General features: G+C 42.3%; 16 protein-coding genes, 1 pseudogene and 1 riboswitch. Of the genes and pseudogenes, 15 read left to right on the top strand and 2 right to left on the bottom strand.

The features are described from left to right. The first annotated feature begins 40 nt into the window (after positions 1-40). From Q1J64_RS05030 to Q1J64_RS05015, 4 genes are all read left to right on the top strand, one after another. Entirely contained in the window at positions 41-763 is a 723-nt protein-coding gene (locus Q1J64_RS05030; protein ID WP_301107992.1) for a FadR/GntR family transcriptional regulator, read from the top strand. 148 nt (positions 764-911) lie between these two features. Further along, entirely contained in the window at positions 912-1,631 is a 720-nt protein-coding gene (locus Q1J64_RS05025; protein WP_301107991.1) for a (Fe-S)-binding protein, read from the top strand. A 22-nt stretch (positions 1,632-1,653) separates the two neighbouring features. Then, positions 1,654-3,075, top strand: a complete 1,422-nt coding sequence (locus Q1J64_RS05020; RefSeq protein WP_301107990.1) for a LutB/LldF family L-lactate oxidation iron-sulfur protein — start codon at positions 1,654-1,656, stop codon at positions 3,073-3,075. Between the two features lie 2 nt (positions 3,076-3,077). After that, on the top strand, positions 3,078-3,794 hold the full coding sequence (locus Q1J64_RS05015) for a LutC/YkgG family protein (RefSeq protein WP_301107989.1): 717 nt from the start codon (positions 3,078-3,080) through the stop codon (positions 3,792-3,794). Positions 3,795-3,851: 57 nt separating this feature from the next. Here Q1J64_RS05015 and Q1J64_RS05010 read toward each other — a convergent pair whose 3' ends face one another. Beyond that, positions 3,852-4,121 (bottom strand): hypothetical protein, encoded by a 270-nt coding sequence (locus tag Q1J64_RS05010; protein ID WP_301107988.1) that lies wholly within the window; start codon positions 4,119-4,121, stop codon positions 3,852-3,854. A 141-nt stretch (positions 4,122-4,262) separates the two neighbouring features. Here Q1J64_RS05010 and Q1J64_RS05005 point away from each other — a divergent pair, with 141 nt between their 5' ends. The 6 genes from Q1J64_RS05005 (at position 4,263) to guaA (ending at position 12,728) form a co-directional block, all read left to right on the top strand. Beyond that, entirely contained in the window at positions 4,263-5,729 is a 1,467-nt protein-coding gene (locus Q1J64_RS05005) for a nicotinate phosphoribosyltransferase (RefSeq protein ID WP_301107987.1), read from the top strand. Between the two features lie 21 nt (positions 5,730-5,750). After that, on the top strand, positions 5,751-6,575 hold the full coding sequence (gene nadE / locus Q1J64_RS05000; RefSeq protein WP_301107986.1) for an NAD(+) synthase: 825 nt from the start codon (positions 5,751-5,753) through the stop codon (positions 6,573-6,575). Between the two features lie 124 nt (positions 6,576-6,699). After that, positions 6,700-7,647: an AAA family ATPase gene (locus Q1J64_RS04995; RefSeq protein WP_301107985.1), complete on the top strand. Its 948-nt coding sequence runs from the start codon at positions 6,700-6,702 to the stop codon at positions 7,645-7,647. Continuing rightward, positions 7,644-8,816 (top strand): DUF58 domain-containing protein, encoded by a 1,173-nt coding sequence (locus Q1J64_RS04990; protein WP_301107984.1) that lies wholly within the window; start codon positions 7,644-7,646, stop codon positions 8,814-8,816. The genes Q1J64_RS04995 and Q1J64_RS04990 overlap by 4 nt, the downstream gene beginning before the upstream one ends. Next, positions 8,813-10,972 (top strand): transglutaminase TgpA family protein, encoded by a 2,160-nt coding sequence (locus tag Q1J64_RS04985; protein WP_301107983.1) that lies wholly within the window; start codon positions 8,813-8,815, stop codon positions 10,970-10,972. The genes Q1J64_RS04990 and Q1J64_RS04985 overlap by 4 nt, the downstream gene beginning before the upstream one ends. Positions 10,973-11,156: 184 nt before the next feature. After that, positions 11,157-12,728 (top strand): glutamine-hydrolyzing GMP synthase, encoded by a 1,572-nt coding sequence (guaA, locus tag Q1J64_RS04980; protein ID WP_301108059.1) that lies wholly within the window; start codon positions 11,157-11,159, stop codon positions 12,726-12,728. 303 nt (positions 12,729-13,031) lie between these two features. On the opposite strand, the gene Q1J64_RS04975 is transcribed toward guaA, so the two are convergent. Further along, positions 13,032-13,661 carry a DUF8580 domain-containing lipoprotein gene (locus Q1J64_RS04975; protein WP_301107982.1) on the bottom strand — a complete coding sequence of 210 codons (630 nt, stop codon included), beginning with the start codon at positions 13,659-13,661 and terminating at the stop codon, positions 13,032-13,034. A gap of 614 nt (positions 13,662-14,275) precedes the next feature. Between Q1J64_RS04975 and Q1J64_RS04970 the strand changes: the two genes are divergently transcribed. From Q1J64_RS04970 to Q1J64_RS04950, 5 genes and pseudogenes are all read left to right on the top strand, one after another. Beyond that, positions 14,276-14,770 carry an RNA polymerase sigma factor gene (locus Q1J64_RS04970; RefSeq protein ID WP_301107981.1) on the top strand — a complete coding sequence of 165 codons (495 nt, stop codon included), beginning with the start codon at positions 14,276-14,278 and terminating at the stop codon, positions 14,768-14,770. Next, positions 14,767-15,315 carry a zf-HC2 domain-containing protein gene (locus Q1J64_RS04965; protein WP_301107980.1) on the top strand — a complete coding sequence of 183 codons (549 nt, stop codon included), beginning with the start codon at positions 14,767-14,769 and terminating at the stop codon, positions 15,313-15,315. The genes Q1J64_RS04970 and Q1J64_RS04965 overlap by 4 nt, the downstream gene beginning before the upstream one ends. Positions 15,316-15,317: 2 nt before the next feature. Continuing rightward, positions 15,318-16,004, top strand: a complete 687-nt coding sequence (locus tag Q1J64_RS04960; protein WP_301107979.1) for a YfjL-like protein — start codon at positions 15,318-15,320, stop codon at positions 16,002-16,004. Positions 16,005-16,289: 285 nt separating this feature from the next. Then, positions 16,290-16,442: pseudogene (locus Q1J64_RS04955) on the top strand (helix-turn-helix domain-containing protein); the annotation flags it as partial. Positions 16,443-16,570: 128 nt separating this feature from the next. Then, positions 16,571-16,671: riboswitch (purine riboswitch) on the top strand. Positions 16,672-16,753: 82 nt separating this feature from the next. Continuing rightward, a complete protein-coding gene (locus tag Q1J64_RS04950; RefSeq protein WP_301107978.1) occupies positions 16,754-18,088 on the top strand; it encodes an NCS2 family permease in 1,335 nt (444 codons plus the stop codon). Positions 18,089-18,350: the final 262 nt, after the last annotated feature.

Genomic DNA, 18,350 nt, shown 5'->3' with positions numbered 1-18,350 from the left:
GTATATATTATAATAAAGCGAGAGACAGGAGTGAACCACTGTGCAATACAAGCAAATCAAGCCTAAAAAAATATATGAAGAAGTAGCAGAAACGTTATTAAGTCTCATCCGTTCGGGTCAATTGAAGCCGGGGGATAAATTAGATTCGGTTCAGCAGTTGGCTGAAAACTTTAATGTGGGAAGATCGGCAGTGCGAGAAGCACTCACTTCGCTGCGGGCAATGGGGCTGATTGAAATGCGTCAAGGTGAAGGAACCTATGTCCTTGAATTTTCAACAGATGATCTGACATTTCCTCTTCACAGCGCAATGCTCATGACTGAAGAAGATGTATTTCATCTGCTCGGTGTGCGGAAAATACTTGAAGCTGGTGCTGCATATGCAGCTGCTGAAAAACGAACAGATGAGGATTTGCTGAAGATGGAATCCGCTCTGAATGAGATGAAGCAGCATGCAGGTGACATCATCCTAGGAGAAAAAGCGGATTTAGATTTTCATTTCGCTATAGCGCGAGCCAGTGGCAATCCTATATTGGTAAGCCTGATGAATCATGTTTCAGACCTGATGGGTGAATCGATGCGTGAGACCCGGCGGATTTGTCTCTATACGGAGACTGCAACGGTTGACCGTTTACATGAAGAGCATGAAGCGATATTTTTAGCAATTAAAAACAAACTGCCTGATACAGCAGCTATAAACATGCAGTCACATTTACAAAATGTAGAACAGGTTTTATCTACTTATATGCGTACCTTGCAGCCATGACCCTATTCACCCGTTATGTAACCGGGTGATTTTTTTATCAGAAAAAACAGTAAACATCTATTCAATCAAAAAGATTTATAGTATGCTAGGAAATATGTAGGTCATCTGATGACCTGTTGACTGGGAAAATACCGGAGGGGGAATGAAAATGAAGGTCAGTTTATTTATTACATGCCTGGTAGACATGTTCTATGCACATGCAGGAAAAGACATGGCAGAGGTATTGGAACGTCAAGGCTGTGAATTATCATTTCCAAAAGGGCAGGTATGCTGCGGGCAGCCTGCTTATAACAGCGGATATGTAGAGAATTCGAAATCTGCTATGAAAAATATGATTAAGACATTTGAAGGCGCAGAGTATGTAGTGACACCTTCGGGCTCTTGTGCCACGATGTTTAAAATGTATCCTGAAATTTTTGCGAACGATGCAAGATGGAAAGACAAAGCGCAAGCACTTGCAGATAAAACCTATGAATTTACTGAGTTTCTGGTGGATGTACTGAAAGTGGAAGATGTCGGTGCGAAGTTAACGGGAAAGGGTACGTACCATCCATCCTGTCACATGACGAGACTGCTTGGCGTTAAAGAACCGCCGAAAAAGCTGCTTGCTCAAGTGGAAGGACTGGAAATGATACCTTTGCCGAACGCGCATAACTGTTGCGGATTTGGCGGCACCTTCTCAGTTAAGATGGGAGATATTTCGGAGCAGATGGTCGATGAAAAAGTAAACAGCGCGATGGTGACAGAAGCGGATTATTTAATCGGGGCAGACTGCGGCTGCTTGATGAATATCGGAGGGCGTGCAGAGCGGACAGGGAAGAAGATTCGAGTCATGCACATAGCGGAAGTGTTGAATAGTCGCGAATAATTGTGAAATGAGGTGAAGCTTTATGTCAATGAAGTTCAGCACGAAAAACTTTGCAGATCGAACGAAAGACAATATATCAGATGAGTTCATGCGGCAGGCGGTAGCGGGTGCGCAGGAACGATTGCACGGTCGCCGTTTAGATGCAGCAGAAGAGCTTGGGAACTGGGAGGAATGGCGTTCTCACGGAGAAGAAATCCGGCAGCATGTATTAGAGAATCTCGATTATTATTTGCACCAGCTGAGTGAAAATGTGGCGCAGCGGGGAGGCCATGTATTTTTCGCTAAAACGGCGGAAGAAGCTAGTAACTATGTTCGTGAAGTTATAGAGAAAAAAGACGGCAAGAAAGTAGTTAAATCCAAATCCATGGTGACGGAAGAGATTAATTTGAATGCGGTTCTTGAGGAAGCAGGGTGTGAAGTAATCGAGACGGATCTGGGGGAGTACATACTTCAGATAGATGACCATGATCCGCCGTCACATATCGTTGCACCTGCTCTCCATAAAAACAGAGAGCAAATTCGTGAGGTCTTTGAAGATAAACTGGACTATAAAAATACGTCTAAGCCGGAAGAGCTGGCCCTTCATGCGCGAGAAAAACTTCGACAAGAGTTTCTAGCGGCAGATATCGGAATCACAGGCTGTAATTTTGCTATTGCGGAAACAGGATCAATCAGTCTTGTGACAAATGAAGGGAATGCCCGTTTAGTGTCCGCATTGCCGAAAACACAAATTACCGTAATGGGAATGGAGCGCATTGTGCCTTCATTTGAAGAATTTGAAGTGCTAGTCAGTTTATTGACGCGCAGTGCAGTCGGTCAAAAGCTGACGAGTTATGTTACAGCATTGACTGGACCTAAAGGGGAAGGCGATGCCGACGGTCCCGAAGAATTTCATTTAGTCATCGTAGATAATGGACGTTCTGAGATTTTAGGAACAGAATTCCAATCCATTTTGCAATGTATTCGCTGCGCAGCATGTGTCAACGTTTGCCCAGTATACCGGCATATCGGCGGACACTCCTATGGCTCGATTTATTCCGGACCAATCGGCGCTGTGCTGTCACCGTTACTCGGAGGGTATGATGATTTCAAAGAATTGCCATTTGCCTCAACACTTTGCGGCGCGTGCACAGATGCCTGTCCAGTGAAAATACCGTTGCATGAACTGCTGCATACACACAGACAAATCATCGTCGAAGAAGAAGGGCGGGCTCCTATTTCAGAGCGGCTTGCAATGAAAGCATTCGGCATCGGTGCTTCTTCCAATCCATTGTATTCCATGGGTTCTAAGGCGGCGTCAACCGCGATGAAGCCATTTACGAAGAATGAACGAATTTCGAAAGGTCCTGGTCCGTTGAAAGAATGGACAGATCTTCGGGAGTTTCCGGCAGTCGGCAACACTCGTTTCCGTGACTGGTTCTACGATCAGAAAGGGGGCAAATAAACATGACAGGCACCATTCAGAATCGTGAAGCATTCTTAAGCGGTATTGCATCTCAACTGGGAAGAGCACAGAAAGCGCAGGTAGAGAAACCTGTATGGAAACACCAGCCGCAACGAAAGGTATTAACGGGTGCTTCCACAGATGAGCTGCTTGATGTACTGCGCAATCAATGTGAACATATTCATACGGAATTAATTGAAACCAAGCTCGTGGACCTTCCCGCAGCTTTAGACAATGCGGTCAAACTATATGGCGGAGGTCCGCTGTCGCTTTGGAATGATGAGCGCTTTGAAGAATACGGGCTGACCCGTTTGATTGAAAGTGATTGGCCGGCGGAAAATATAGAAGTCCATACATGGCAGGCTGAACTTGGCGAACGGAATGTGGAGCTGGCCGAACAAGCAAATATTGGCATCACATTCAGTGATCTGACTCTCGCGGAATCAGGCACTGTAGTACTTTTAAGTAGTTCCGATAAAGGACGTTCTGTCAGTTTACTGCCAACGAATTACATCGCTATTATTCCAAAGAGCACACTTGTACCAAGAATTACACAAGCAGCTGATTTAATCCGGGAGAAAATCGACAGCGGAGAACAAGTGCCCTCTTGCATTAACTTCATCACCGGACCGAGTAACTCGGCGGATATTGAAATGAATTTAGTAATTGGAGTACATGGTCCTGTAAGGGCGGCTTATATTGTGATTGAGGATTGTTAATTCCTCACGTAAACAAAGAACACTTTTCCAAATGGGGAAAGGTGTTCTTCTTTTACTTTACATATCCTTTTTTAAACGATCAACATACTGCTTTGCTTCTATTAAAGAGAACCCGTAAACTTCCCTCGCCAATTTTATAGCTTGTATACTTTCTCCTTCTGCAATCAGTGCAACGACTTCCTTGTCAGGAGGCATTTCCGGTAAGTCCTGAGTTAATTGATCCAAAATCGACTGCTGTCTAGCCAGTCTTCTTTCGATTGCCTCTAATTTACCCAAAATCATAAATCCTAAGCCAGCCATAACTACTACCAATAGTATTGTTTGCATAATAATCACTCCTTGTTTCTATTACGTAACAGTCTGGAAAAAGTTTCATATGTAATTTAAGCTGAAGATGGTTACTTTGCGGAGAAAAAGGGGAAATAGTGTATAATAAGACCATCATTGTATCGGAAGAAGGAGACCATTATGACTTCATCATATAAAGACGACAGCTTGGCGCTGCACACAGACCTTTATCAAATCAACATGGCAGAATCTTATTGGGGGGACGGTATTCACGAACGAAAAGCGGTTTTCGAACTGTACTTCCGAAAAATTCCGTTTGGAAACGGCTATGCGATTTTTGCTGGACTTGAGCATGTATTAAAGTACTTGCAGGAATTTTCATTTACAGAGAGTGATTTGGCTTATCTACAAGAAGAGCTCGGCTTTCAAGAGGATTTCCTGGAATACTTACAAGGTGTCCGTTTTACAGGCGATGTCTACTCAATGAAAGAAGGAGAGCTTGTTTTTGCCAATGAACCGATTATCCGTATTGAGACAACTTTGATTGAAGCACAGCTGATTGAGACAGCATTGCTTAATATCGTCAATTATCAGACGCTGATTGCGACAAAAGCAAGCCGTATCAAACAAGTCGTGAAAGACGATATTGTGATGGAATTCGGCAGTCGCAGAGCACAAGAAATGGATGCAGCGATTTGGGGAGCCAGAGCGGCTGTGATCGGAGGCGTAGAATCAACGAGTAATGTACGCGCCGGGAAACGTTTCGGATTAGAGGTTTCGGGCACACATGCGCATTCATTTGTGCAAGCTTATAAGGATGAATATACAGCGTTTAAAGTCTACGCGCAGCGCCATAAAGACTGTGTGTTTTTAGTTGATACATACAACACGCTGAAGATCGGTGTACCGACAGCTATAAAAGTAGCAAAAGAACTTGGAGACAGTATCAATTTCATCGGCGTCCGCCTCGACAGTGGAGATATCGCGTTCTTATCGAAAGAGACACGCAGGATGCTGGATGAAGCAGGCTTTACAGATGCAAAAATTGTCGTTTCGAATGATTTGGATGAATATACGATTCTTAACTTAAAGGCTCAGGGAGCGCAAGTGGATATATGGGGCATCGGTACGAAGTTGATAACTGCCTATGACCAGCCTGCTCTCGGAGCGGTTTATAAAATCGTATCGATTGAAAACAGCGATGGTGTGATGGAAGATACGATTAAGATCTCTGCGAATGTAGAAAAGGTCACGACACCGGGACGTAAAAAGCTGTATCGAATTATCGATCTGGAAAACGGCAAAGCAGAAGGTGATTACATTACGATGCATGATGAAGATCCAACGCAGGAAAAACGTATCAAAATGTTCCATCCCGTACACACATTCATTTCGAAATTTGTTACGAACTTTAAAGCGGTAAACCTTCATGAGCAAGTCATAAAAAACGGCGAAGTGATTTATGAAAACCCTGAAGTGCATGAGATCCGTTCATTTGCGTATGAGAATCTAACGTTATTATGGGAAGAGTACAAACGTTCATTGAATCCGGAAGAATATCCTGTCGATCTCAGCCAGAAGTGCTGGGACAATAAACGACGTAATATAGAAGAAGTGCATGAAATGGTGGCCAACTACAACAAATAATTGAAAAAGGAAGTGGGAACGTTGACATTGCAGCAAGAAATTATCCACGCGTTAGGTGCGAAGCCTGAAATCGATCCGCAGCAAGAGATCCGAACCTCCATTGACTTTATGAAGGACTATTTGAGAAAGCATACTTTTTTGCAAGGACTCACATTAGGAATATCAGGTGGACAGGATTCCACCTTAGTCGGCAAGCTTGCACAAATGGCTATTGATGAACTGAATGAAGAGACAGGGAATGAAAAGTATCGCTTCTATGCAGTGCGTCTGCCATACGGAGTCCAATTTGATGAAGATGACTGTCAAGACGCATTACATTTCATTCGTCCGTCGGTTGTATATTCTGTTGATATCAAAGAAGCGGTGGATGCCAGTGAACGATCACTTGCGAATGCAGGTTTGCACATTACCGACTTTGATAAAGGGAACGAAAAAGCCCGGGAGCGTATGAAAGTCCAGTATTCAGTAGCGGCGGTGCATCACGCTGTTGTACTTGGTTCAGATCATGCAGCTGAAGCAATTACAGGATTTTATACGAAACATGGTGACGGCGCAGCAGATTTGATGCCGATTTACCGTTTGAATAAACGACAGGGGAGACAGATGTTGGAAGTGCTGAACTGTCCCCCTCACCTATACAATAAGATTCCAACGGCAGATCTGGAGGGAAACAAACCAGCAATCCCCGATGAAATTGCTTTAGGTGTCTCATATGAGGAAATCGATGATTACTTAGAAGGCAAAAAAGTATCTGATGAGGCTAGAAAGCAAATAGAAGGACATTATTTGCGTTCTGCTCATAAGCGGCATTTGCCGATTACCGTATTTGATGATTTCTGGAAATGAAAACTGCCTGCCTTCTAGTAAATAGAAGGCGGCAGTTTTTTCTGTTTGTGGGACTTAGTCGTTTCAGGTATGATAGTCTCATATACTAGAACGGAGCAAGTTAGGGAAATAAGGGGGAAATAACATGCATTCAAGGTGGATCGAACAAGTACTGACGAATATTGAAAAAGTGATTGTCGGCAAGCGAGAAATCGCGGAATTAAGTATTACAGCACTGCTGGCGGGCGGACATGTTCTGCTCGAAGACGTGCCGGGAGTAGGAAAGACGATGCTGGTGAGAGCGCTTGCAACATCCATCGGTGCGAAGTTTAAGCGAATACAGTTTACGCCGGATTTATTACCATCCGATGTGTCAGGTGTGTCGATCTACAATCCGCAAACGATGCAGTTTGAATTTCGCCCCGGTCCGTTAGTCGGCAATATTGTACTGGCGGATGAAATAAACCGTACCTCTCCAAAAACACAGGCCGCTTTACTAGAGGGGATGGAAGAATCATCTATTACCGTTGACGGCAAGACAATCCAGTTGCCTAAACCGTTTTTCGTTATGGCTACACAGAATCCGATTGAATATGAAGGGACTTATCCATTACCTGAAGCGCAAATGGACCGTTTTATATTCAAGCTGAAAATGGGTTATCCGACAAAGCAGCAGGAAATGGACATCCTGAAACGCGCCGAACAGCAATTGCCAATTGATCAAATCAGCGCCATTCTATCGGTTGAGGAATTGCTTGAGTTACAGGAAGAAGTTCAGAAAGTGGTTGTAGACGATACGATTGTTTCCTATATTGTAGATTGCGCAGAAGCAACGCGACACCATGACTTGGTGTCGCTCGGTGTGAGTCCCCGCGGTTCATTGGCATTAATGAAAGCATGCCAAGCGTATGCATTTGTAAAAGGCCGTACATATGTCTTGCCGGATGACGTTCAGTATTTAGCTCCTTTTGCATTTTCTCATCGTCTCATTTTGCGTCCTGAAGCTGTCTATGAAGGAGTGGACCCTGGCGAACTCATTCAGCAAGTACTGACGCGTCTGGAAGTGCCGGTCCAGCGGTCGTTCATAGTATGAAGCGAATGAAATCAATCAGCAGTATTGCGGGAGTAATCGGAATCGGTGTAGCAGCCTATGTTTTCGCAAAGTTTCAAGGCAGTTTTGTCAGCTGGTTTATTTTTTATATGCTGCTCCCTTTTGTGCTGTACTCCATCCTGCTGTTTTTTTATCCGCTGAGTGATCTGAAAGTGGAACGAAAGATGACAACACGAAGGTTAACGCGTGAAGGCAAGGTAACAATCCGTTTGCGTATAACGCGAAAGCTGCCATTTCCCTTATTATATACCGTAATTACGGACCGGAGAGAACACGCGGAACGTGAGCGAATAACACAGGAAATTGTATTATGGGGATTTAAAAGGCAACATGAATTCTCCTATACATTAACGAATATTCAGCGTGGAGAATATACTCTGAAGGCTGTAGAAATAGAGACAGTCGATTTTTTTAATTGGATCAAAAAGCGTCGGGTGTTTGCGATAAAGGATTCGTTTTTAGTTTATCCGAAGTTAACGGAGCTGTTTTATCAGTCAGCTTCTTCCAGTGCGAATGAAGGGAAGAAAGCATCTGCTTATTCACTGACGAAGGATGCTGCGATGCCTTCAGGTGTACGAGAATATGCGCCGGGTGACCGGATGTCCTGGATTCATTGGAAGTCTTTTGCACGTACGAATAAATTGATGACGAAAGAATTTGATGAACAGAAATCTGAGCAGTATACGGTCCTTCTGGATGCAAATGCGTCGCCTGATTTTGAAGAGGGACTTGAGTTTGCTGCTTCCCTATTGGTTTCTGCAAAAGACCATCATGCGATGCTCACTCTGCTGATTGCAGGAAAAAATCCAGCACAATTTCCTATGATTCATTCGGCGGAAAGCACGCAACAGGCACTGATTCATCTAGCGAAAATGCAGCCGGATGAGACAAATCATTCTGAGCTTCCTAGGCTGAAAGTTGATCAGGGGAATATCCTGCTAGTAGTTACAGGGAATCTGCGGCTGGAATTCATTCAGACTGTCCTTCAATCGTATCCAAATCCGTCTTCTATCGTTTGTTTCGTGACAACCACAGAAGTTTCGGAAGAGTTACAGTCTGTAATTCAACAGGTGAAACAGCTGGGAATCAAAGTTCAGTTGATCAGCAAAGCCAATATTTCCTCAGCGTTAAAAGAGGCGGTGACTTCATGAAGAAAAGTCGTATGAACTGGAAGGTCTTGCTCTTTTTATATATACTGAGCGTCATTTTGCTTTGGGAATGGTTTATACCGATAATGGAGCTGACGGATTTTGGCTATCCATCGCTTTTCCTAATTTATTTGATTCTGTTCTTCGTTCTGGCCTTATTTGATGTGACGTGGTGGCTGAGTGCGATTATCCAACTGCTGTATATTGTTTGGACAATTCATTACATATACTTTGGTCAGCTTATGTTATCGACTGGAACAATTGGTCTAATTTTTACTGATATTAAACAGAACTTCTCTCATTTATTTCAGGGTCATGTAGGGGAACTGTCCAATCTGTTTCGAACGCTTTTGTTATATACATTGATTTGGATGATTGCTTATTTAATTCGCCATTGGATTGAAGTGCGCAATAGCATGATGATGTTTTTTGCCATCACCGTTGTGTTTATTGCGCTTCTTGATACATTCAGTCCGTATGACGCGTCTGCTTCCATTGTACGCATTATGATGGTTGGACTGCTCATTGTCGGTTATCTGACGCTGATCAAGCTGGCTGCAGGAGAGCGCACAACTCTGCGCCCGAAACGCTTGCTCCTTCTATCGTTGCCTTTGCTCTTATTGATTGCGACGGTCGGATTGGTATCAAGACAGCTGCCGGTTTATCCGCCGGCTTGGCCAGATCCTGTACCATTTTTATTATCGATGAGCGGGGAGGACGGTCAGAAAGGCGGTGTGTCCAGAGCTGGCTATGATCCGGATGATTCACAGCTGGGCGGTGCCTTTATTCAGGACCATCAAATAGTGTTTGAAGCGGATGTGAAACAGCGGCAGTATTGGCGGATTGAGACAAAGGATACCTATACGTCAAAAGGTTGGATTCAAAACAGTGAGGTAGATTCCGAGATCTTGCATACCAATGAAGATTTTTTAGGCAATGAAGATACCCAACTGTCTTATGCGAATCTGCGTTTTGAACAGCCGCTTCCTTTTTTAGTCACTCCTTATGGCGCGCGAACAATCTTCTATCCTGAATCGCTTTCCATCATGCGCGAAACGGAAGCAAATCGTATGTATCTGCTGATGGGCGCACAAGAGGAATTGAGACAGTATGAAGTGGGATATGAGACTCCCAAATACAAAATGTCTGAATTGGAAAAAGCAGAAATGCTTGCCTATGAAACGGTCCAGGAGGATTTGGAAAGCTATTTGCTACTGCCGCCTGAGTTGCCGGATCGTGTGACAGAATTAGCCTTATCCATTACGGAAGAAGAAACAAGCGTCTATGACAAAGTCAAAGCAGTGGAACAGTATTTCAAGAGGAATGGCTTCGTCTATGAAACGCAGGATGTAGCTGTGCCGGGACCTGATGAGGATTATGTAGATCAGTTTTTATTTGATACGAAAAAAGGATATTGCGATAACTTTTCTACTTCGATGGCTGTTATGCTTCGTTCAGCAGGTATTCCCACTCGCTGGGTAAAGGGGTTTGCCCCGGGAAAACCTGCATTTAAATCATCTGGAAAAAGTGTCTATCGCGTAACAAACGACGAGGCGCATTCCTGGGTGGAAGCCTATATTCCAGAAATAGGCTGGATGCCGTTTGAACCGACAATCGGCTTTACACATCCTACAGAAATTAAATTTGATACCTCAAAAGGTGAAAAAGAAGAGCAAATGATCAAGCAGCCTGTGAAACCGAAAGTAGAAAACAAAGAGCAGAAGAAAAAGCGCGATTCTTCTTCGCCGCTGTTTAGCAAGCAGCTAGAAAATCTTAAGTGGTTCTTTACGCAGTGGTGGCTATATGCAGTTTTAGCTGTATTATTGGCCGTCGGTTCAGTGCTCGGCTATTCCAAGCGGACAAGCTGGCTGCCGGCGTTGCGGATTAAACAGCTTCGCAAGCGTCCGGATGGGTGGGGGAAATTTGAACAGCAGTATATAGAGCTGCTTCAGCAACTGAAACGGATTGGCTTTCCGAAAGAGCCTGGTATGACGCTTTCAATTTATGCGGCTGCAGTTGATACAAGATATGGCGGGGAGCAGATGCGCATACTAACAGATGCCTATGAAAAAGGAATATATGGAAATGATCAAGTGGCGCATGATTGGAATAAATTAAATGAAGTTTGGGAAGATTTAATTATTACTACTACTTCTTGATTTTTTCATGAAATGTGCGTAAAATATGTAACGAATTGATGCTTGATATGACCTCGATATATCTTGCTATAACGAACGTTGACTGCTGACGTATAAAGGTTTGTATTCGTTAGCGGAAAAGGCGCGTGGAAAGTTACTTTCTTACGCGTCTTTTATAATTGGGGAATCAATCGGCACTATTACAATGGAAGAGGTGGATCAGTTGTCAAATGCTCCTTTGCTAGTCGAACAAGAAAAGATCGTGGTACTTGATTACGGAAGTCAGTATAATCAGCTCTTCACTCGTACAATCCGTGATTTCGGAGTGTACAGCGAGCTTCACGCACATACTACGACTGTAGAAGAATTAAAAAATATGAATCCAGTTGGTATCGTTCTTTCCGGTGGAACTGCTTCTATCGGTGATGACGCAGCATATGATGTGGACCCTGCAATCTTCACATTGGGAATTCCAGTATTGGGTATCAGCTATGGTACACAGCTGATCGTCAAACACCTTGGTGGTTCTCTTGGGCAAACTGCGGATAGTGATTTTAAAGAGGAAGCAGTTACTGCGGATACAGCGTCTAGCTTGTTTGCAGGTCAGTCGGAGAAGCAAAGTGTATGGATGGGTCATAGTTCTTCAGTTGCACAGCTACCTGAAGGATTTACTGCGTGTGCAAAAGATTCTGCTGGCAATATTGCAGCGATTTCTAACGACGCACAAAAGGTCTATGGTATTCAATTCCATCCTGAACATCATCAGTCAGAGAACGGAAAAGAATTCTTACGCAACTTCGTATTCGAGATTTGTAAAGCAAAAGGCGACTGGACGATGGAACGCTTCATTGAAATCGAAGTGGACAAGATCCGCTCAACTGTCGGAGACCGCAAAGTACTTTGTGCTTTGAGTGGCGGTGTAGATTCTTCAGTAGTGGCAGCTCTGATCGACCGTGCAATCGGTGATCAGCTGACATGTATCTTCGTGGACCACGGCTTGCTTCGCAAAGGCGAAGTAGAAAGCGTAGTGAAAACGTTTAGTGAACAGTTCAGCATGAATTTCATTAAAGTTGATGCACGCGAACGTTTCTTGGGCAAGCTTGAAGGTATTACAGACCCTGAGCAAAAGCGTAAAATTATTGGTAATGAATTCATTTATGTGTTCGATGAAGAATCCGCTAAGCTTGACGGTATCAAATTCTTGGCACAGGGAACGATTTATGCTGATATTATCGAAAGTGGGACGGCAACTTCTGCGACAATTAAATCTCACCATAACGTAGGCGGCCTGCCAGAAGATATGGATTTCGAGTTGATTGAACCTCTTCGTGCGTTATTCAAGGATGAAGTGCGTGCAGTTGGAGCTGAGCTTGGACTCCCTCAAGAAATCGTTCACCGTCAACCGTTCCCAGGTCCTGGACTCGGGGTTCGTGTACTTGGTGAAATTACAGAAGAAAAGCTGAATATCGTTCGCGATGCAGACTGGATTTTGCGTGATGAAATCGCAAAAGCAGGTCTTGACCGTGCGATCTGGCAATACTTCGCAGTTCTGCCCAATATCCGCAGTGTAGGCGTACGCAATGAACAGCGCTCTTATGATTACGCAATCGGTATCCGTGCAGTGCATTCTATAGACGGAATGACAGCTGACTGGGCACGTATTCCTTGGGAAGTGCTTGAAAAAATCAGTACACGTATTACATCCGAAGTTGATCAGGTCAACCGTGTAGTATATGATATTACGGCTAAACCACCTGGCACAATTGAGTGGGAATAAAGTTATAGATATTATAAAAAGCTTGGAGATCCCATTATTAGTGGGTTATCTCCAAGCTTTTTTATTTTGTGATACCAAATTTGATGCCTATGTTATTTAACGAACAGCCCTTTGATGTAAGAATCTTACCTTAGTGGCTAACTTGGTATTGCGATTTAGGGTAATATAACTATCCGATTTCCCTTGAAAAATTGTCCTTCACAATTTAGCCCGGTTTTCTTGAGTAAGATTAGTTTAATCAACCGAACAGCACTATGTTCGGGTTCAGCGTGCTTTTTCGAATTGGGCAGAATGGACAGTGCTTTATTCACTTTGTACGGTAGATAGGGAAATCTGAATGGGTCCAGCGAAATCGGATACATCCTCCCCTTTAGGATTATGAAGACGGAATAAAAAAGCATCGCCTGATTCCGCTGTCCACACAATATAATCGCTAATCCCTTTCGTTCCGGAAACTTGGAGGTAGAGATCTGCGAAACCAAGAGGATGTTCGAGCAACTCACCGCTAAAATTGGACACCTCACCGAATTGAAGTAGCTCTTCTTTACCCGCTACTTCAAGTTTAGCCAAATCATAAGCGGATGGCAGTGGTTCAATGTCGACGTAATATTCCGGATTACCACTTAATGATAGGCGATTCTCAGTTGCGTCAAATGTGAATTTGTCGAAGACATACAAAGAAAACCCTTCCCCTTGATGTAAAGTAGCCTCCAGTGTCTGATTTCCCTTAGATGTTAGCATTTCAAAGCTTTTAACTGCCGGGCGTGTTTCTAGAGCGTTTGGCTTCTGTCCGGATGTAGAAGACGATATCGATTCAGCTTCAGCTTCCTTTTTAGTTGTATCGGAAGATTTTGTTTCTCCATTACAAGCAGTAAGTAGGAAAACTAGTACTAGTAACAATATCCCTTTCCAAATGAAACATAAGTTTTTCAATTTATTCTCTCCTTTCAAAAATGATACTCTTTTTCTGAAATGTATTTACTCTCACATTCCCTTCTTAAATTGTTAGACTGAGAAAAGTTATATAAGTTACTTAATCGTTCTATAAGATTTTCTCTACTCTGAAAAATGAACATACTATCATTCAAGAAGTGCGCCCGATTGTTTGTGATTAGTTTGCTGTGTTCCCAAACCTTTAAAACTCCAGTTAAGAGAGATCTATGGAATGATAGATAAAAGATTAATAGCGTCAAATGCTCGCAGAGGCTCCATGTCACGTTGTAACATTGTGTATTTCTCGTTGCACAACTCTGCATTATGATTTTTCAAATACAGTTGAAAATCACCGCGTTTTCGCTCATCCCGTAAAAGTGTTTGATTTTCACATGTTGCTTGATCTATTTGAAGAACAACCCAATGGCTCAATGAGAGCGGCATATTTCACTGCTTTCCTTCGCTGGAAGATCAAAACGATTCGTGATTCCATTTAAACGTTAACCACTTTAAGTGGGCGGAATTTCGAACAAGTGATCAAATTTTTAAAAACTTGTAACGAAATGGATGGTCGAGGTATTAATACTATGAACAACAAGAAAGTGAGGGCAGTTATGAATAAGCTTGAGGAAGAATATGAAGAGATACATCCGAAAATCTATGCGTTTTTTTATTACAAGACAGGAAATCGGGTGACTGCTGAAGATCTTTGTCACGATACCTTTTACGAGGCATGTAAAAATATTGTCTCTTATAATGGACATTCAACCTTGACGACTTGGGTGTTCTCGATTGCAACTAATTTATTAAAAAAGTATTACCGAAAAAACAAGTATCAGCAAAGCTTAATGCAAAAACTTGCAGGAATTCCAGAGACTGAAATCCATTCAATAGAAGAGTTGGCAGAAATTAAAGAAGACACAAAAATACTCTTACTTCATATCTCGAAATTAGATGATGAATCAAGGGAAATCATATTGCTGCGCATTTACGGAGAGCTGAGTTTTTCAGAGATTGGCATCTTGATCGGCAAATCAGAGAACTATACGCGTGTAACTTTTCATCGGTTGAAATTAAAAATTCGAAAATTAATGGAGGTGACTTTATGAGCAACGAATGTACAATTGTGCAAGACCTTTTGCCATTATACGAAGAAGACTTGTTGCAGGTGGAGACAAAACAATTTATCGAGGAGCACTTGAAAAGTTGCCGAGAATGCGGCCGCATCGCAGAGCAATCACAACTTCCACTGCCCGTGGAAGTAAGGGACGGCGATGCTTCTAAAAAAATGATTCGGAATATAACCGTGAAATTGACGACAATACAGATTTTCTTTGTAGCAATTGCCTTTATATTGGCGATGAGCACGACCCTTATGAATGACAATAGTGGCTTTATCCTGACCTATTCCATTTTGGGTGCGGTCACGTATCTGTTTTACCGCTCGGTCCTCGTTGCCGTCCTACTTGCGGCTGTACCGAATTTCATATGGAATTGCCTGTTATATATGACGGATTGGTTCGGAGAATTTTATGCTGAAAATTTTTGGGAAGCTCTTCAAATAGCACTGACGGCCTTAATTGTCCACCTGCTGTTTACTTTTATCGGAATCATTATCGGCTTCTGCATTCTTAAAATAAGAGAGGAAAATTAATTATGAAAAAGAAAATAATATACAGTGTGATTACCCTATCACTAATTGCCGTCATAGTGTTCGCTTACATACAAATGAGCGGAAATACAATTGACAAACACAAAGCAAGGGAGAGCCTGGAAGAGTTTTTAGAACAAACTTACCCGGATATGGACTACGAGATCAAGCGGTCTGTAGGATATGGATGGTCCGATGGCACGTATCTTTTTAAAGTAGTGAAAAAGGATCCGATAGCAGTTGAAACCACCTATCCGTTCTATGTCTCTGCTCTCGAACCTTATGAAGTTTTTAGTGATACGATCCATGAATCCAACATAGACAAAGAGGCATCCGAAAAGCTAAATGCCGAGGCGGAGCAGTATATTCTAACACTCCTCCAGGAAAAAGTGCCGCAAGTCGATTCAGTGGATACTGACGTGGCCGTATACAACAAAGTTTCCAAGGAATGGACGCCGCAATTGAAAACACCAAAGCCGATTCTCATTATGCTTGAAATTGAACAAGGCGATTTGACGAAAGAACAAATGTTACAACAGAGCCAGGAAATACAGAAGCAATTGAATAGTAAATCTATCGATTATTATTTAGCTGAAGTAGGGTATAGAAGCGTCGTCAAAGGGGAAGAAGTTTTTAATTATTACGTTAGTTTTACACCAGAACAAGAATTAACCATAAAAGATGTAAATTGAATGGTGAGGTATAAATTTAGTCAATAAAAGTTTCGTAACAATATAAGTATATCGAATGAGTTAATAGAGTCGGTCCCATTATTTGCTTTTACAAGTTGTCTTAAGAATAGTAAACGTACAACGTAAATTTTAACTTTCTCATTCGGTTTGTAGTACTCCTTTTCAGACATAACTTACCCAACGAAATCCCCAGTTAATTATCACAAGCTGGGGATTTTATTTGAATTCATCTGGAAGAAGGAAGCAAGGAATAGTGCCGAACTGAATGGGGAAGTGGTAGCGATTGCACGACGATTGCTTTTAACGGAAAACATGGAGACGGCTGAGGCGGTATTTAATGTAGGTTATGAAAGTCCATCTCATTTCAGTCGGGAATACGGCCGTAAATTTGGTCTCTCCCCAAGGAAAGACATACGACGTCTGCGAGAAAAGCTGTGATAAAAGATTTAAAAACAAGTATAGAAAAAATGGGTAATCGTCATTTAGACTTAAAAAGTCTTTTTTAAACTGCTATTGCACTGTTCGTATATTTGAAGTAATATTATTGAGTGGAAATAAAATGTAATCAATCAACAAGTGAATATGATCGTATACGCTGGGGATATGGCCCAGAAGTCTCTACCGAAACGCCGTAAATGTTTCGACTACGATCCCTAAATAGGATAAGTATTTTCTATTTAGCTGGATTAGAGGCATGCGAACTTACTTCGTATGCCTCTTTTTACATAATGAGCATAAGGAAGGTCGCCATGAAAAAATATTTTGAGTTTGATAAGCTAGGCACGAATTACCGCCGTGAAATTATTGGCGGAATCACTACATTCTTGGCAATGGCTTATATTTTAGCAGTCAATCCGATCATGTTATCACTGGATGTAATACCTGATTTGCCCGATTCCATGAGAATGGACAAAGGAGCTGTCTTTGTTGCGACAGCACTATCTGCCGCGGTCGGTACATTGTTCATGGGGTTAATAGCTAAATACCCAATTGGATTAGCGCCGGGAATGGGATTAAACGCCTTCTTTGCGTTTACAGTTGTTTTAACATACGGAATACCATGGCAGACAGGGCTAACCGGTGTTCTATTTTCTGGATTAATTTTCATTATTCTTTCATTAACTGGATTGCGTGAAATGATTATCAATGCGATCCCTGCTCAATTAAAATTCGCTGTAGGCGCTGGTATTGGTTTGTTTATTACTTTCCTTGGGCTGCAAAACGCCAAAATTATCGTAGGTGACGAAAATACATTAGTAGGACTTGGTGATTTGACTTCTGGCCCTACGTTGCTGGCGATTTTTGGATTAGTTATTACTATAGTTATGATGGTGCGCCAAATTAAAGGTGCGATCTTCTATGGAATGATCATGACAACTGTTCTAGGTATGCTAGTCAGCTTAATAGAAGTCCCGCATAAAGTTGTAGATAAAATCCCACCGGTTACGCCGACATTCGGAGCGGCTTTCGATGCAATTATAAACGACCCGTCTTCATTAATGACGACTCAGTTTCTTGTTATCATCATCACTTTCTTGTTTGTCGACTTCTTCGACACGGCAGGTACATTGGTGGCGGTAGCCACACAGGCAGGATTAATGAAGAATGACCGTCTGCCGCGTGCAGGCAAAGCATTGCTGGCAGATTCATTGGCAACGGTGACAGGTGCTGTAATGGGTACATCTACAACAACATCTTATATAGAATCAACAGCTGGTGTTGCAGCAGGAGCAAAAACAGGATTCGCTTCAATCGTCACAGCCGTTCTATTCCTGTTAGCTTTATTCTTTTCTCCTCTTTTATTGGTCATTACACCGGCAGTTACTGCACCCGCTTTAATTATCGTAGGTGTTCTGATGGTCTCTACATTAGGAAATATTGAATGGAATCGTTTTGAAATAGCTGTGCCTGCGTTCTTTACAATCATTGCAATGCCACTGACATACAGTATTGCGACAGGGATCGCAATTGGCTTCGTATTTTATCCGATTACGATGCTTGTAAGCGGAAGAAGAAAAGAGATCCATCCGATCATGTATGGATTGTTCGTGATATTTATTCTTTATTTCATTTTTATCAAATAGAAAATACTTGTTGAAAACCGTTTCTTTCTTATATAGAGAGAAGCGGTTTTTTTTAACAGTTTAGCGAAAATGAAATTTTATTAGCATTTATTGAAATAAATTGTTTAAAACTGTTGACACTATAAAAATCATTTGTTATAGTAATGAAACAGTCAAAAAAACGACTGACATGAACCTTGAAAACTGAACAGCAAAACGTTAACGAAAATAGTTTGTGCACTTCGGTGACATAAACAAAAATGAGTATCTTAAATGATGCCAG

It is taken from the genome of Sporosarcina sp. (genome assembly GCF_029257255.1).
Taxonomy (GTDB): domain Bacteria; phylum Bacillota; class Bacilli; order Bacillales_A; family Planococcaceae; genus Sporosarcina.
This window is presented reverse-complemented; position numbering and strand designations above follow the sequence as displayed.

Bases quoted from the DNA above. Each gene is read 5' to 3' on its own strand.
- Q1J64_RS05025 (WP_301107991.1), top strand. From the start codon at position 912: ATGAAGGTCAGTTTATTTATTACATGCCTGGTAGACATGTTCTATGCA.
- Q1J64_RS05020 (WP_301107990.1), top strand. From the start codon at position 1,654: ATGTCAATGAAGTTCAGCACGAAAAACTTTGCAGATCGAACGAAAGAC.
- Q1J64_RS05015 (WP_301107989.1), top strand. From the start codon at position 3,078: ATGACAGGCACCATTCAGAATCGTGAAGCATTCTTAAGCGGTATTGCA.
- Q1J64_RS05010 (WP_301107988.1), bottom strand. From the start codon at position 4,121: ATGCAAACAATACTATTGGTAGTAGTTATGGCTGGCTTAGGATTTATG.
- Q1J64_RS05005 (WP_301107987.1), top strand. From the start codon at position 4,263: ATGACTTCATCATATAAAGACGACAGCTTGGCGCTGCACACAGACCTT.
- Q1J64_RS04995 (WP_301107985.1), top strand. From the start codon at position 6,700: ATGCATTCAAGGTGGATCGAACAAGTACTGACGAATATTGAAAAAGTG.
- Q1J64_RS04990 (WP_301107984.1), top strand. From the start codon at position 7,644: ATGAAGCGAATGAAATCAATCAGCAGTATTGCGGGAGTAATCGGAATC.
- Q1J64_RS04985 (WP_301107983.1), top strand. From the start codon at position 8,813: ATGAAGAAAAGTCGTATGAACTGGAAGGTCTTGCTCTTTTTATATATA.
- guaA (WP_301108059.1), top strand. From the start codon at position 11,157: ATGGAAGAGGTGGATCAGTTGTCAAATGCTCCTTTGCTAGTCGAACAA.
- Q1J64_RS04970 (WP_301107981.1), top strand. From the start codon at position 14,276: ATGAATAAGCTTGAGGAAGAATATGAAGAGATACATCCGAAAATCTAT.
- Q1J64_RS04965 (WP_301107980.1), top strand. From the start codon at position 14,767: ATGAGCAACGAATGTACAATTGTGCAAGACCTTTTGCCATTATACGAA.
- Q1J64_RS04960 (WP_301107979.1), top strand. From the start codon at position 15,318: ATGAAAAAGAAAATAATATACAGTGTGATTACCCTATCACTAATTGCC.
- Q1J64_RS04950 (WP_301107978.1), top strand. From the start codon at position 16,754: ATGAAAAAATATTTTGAGTTTGATAAGCTAGGCACGAATTACCGCCGT.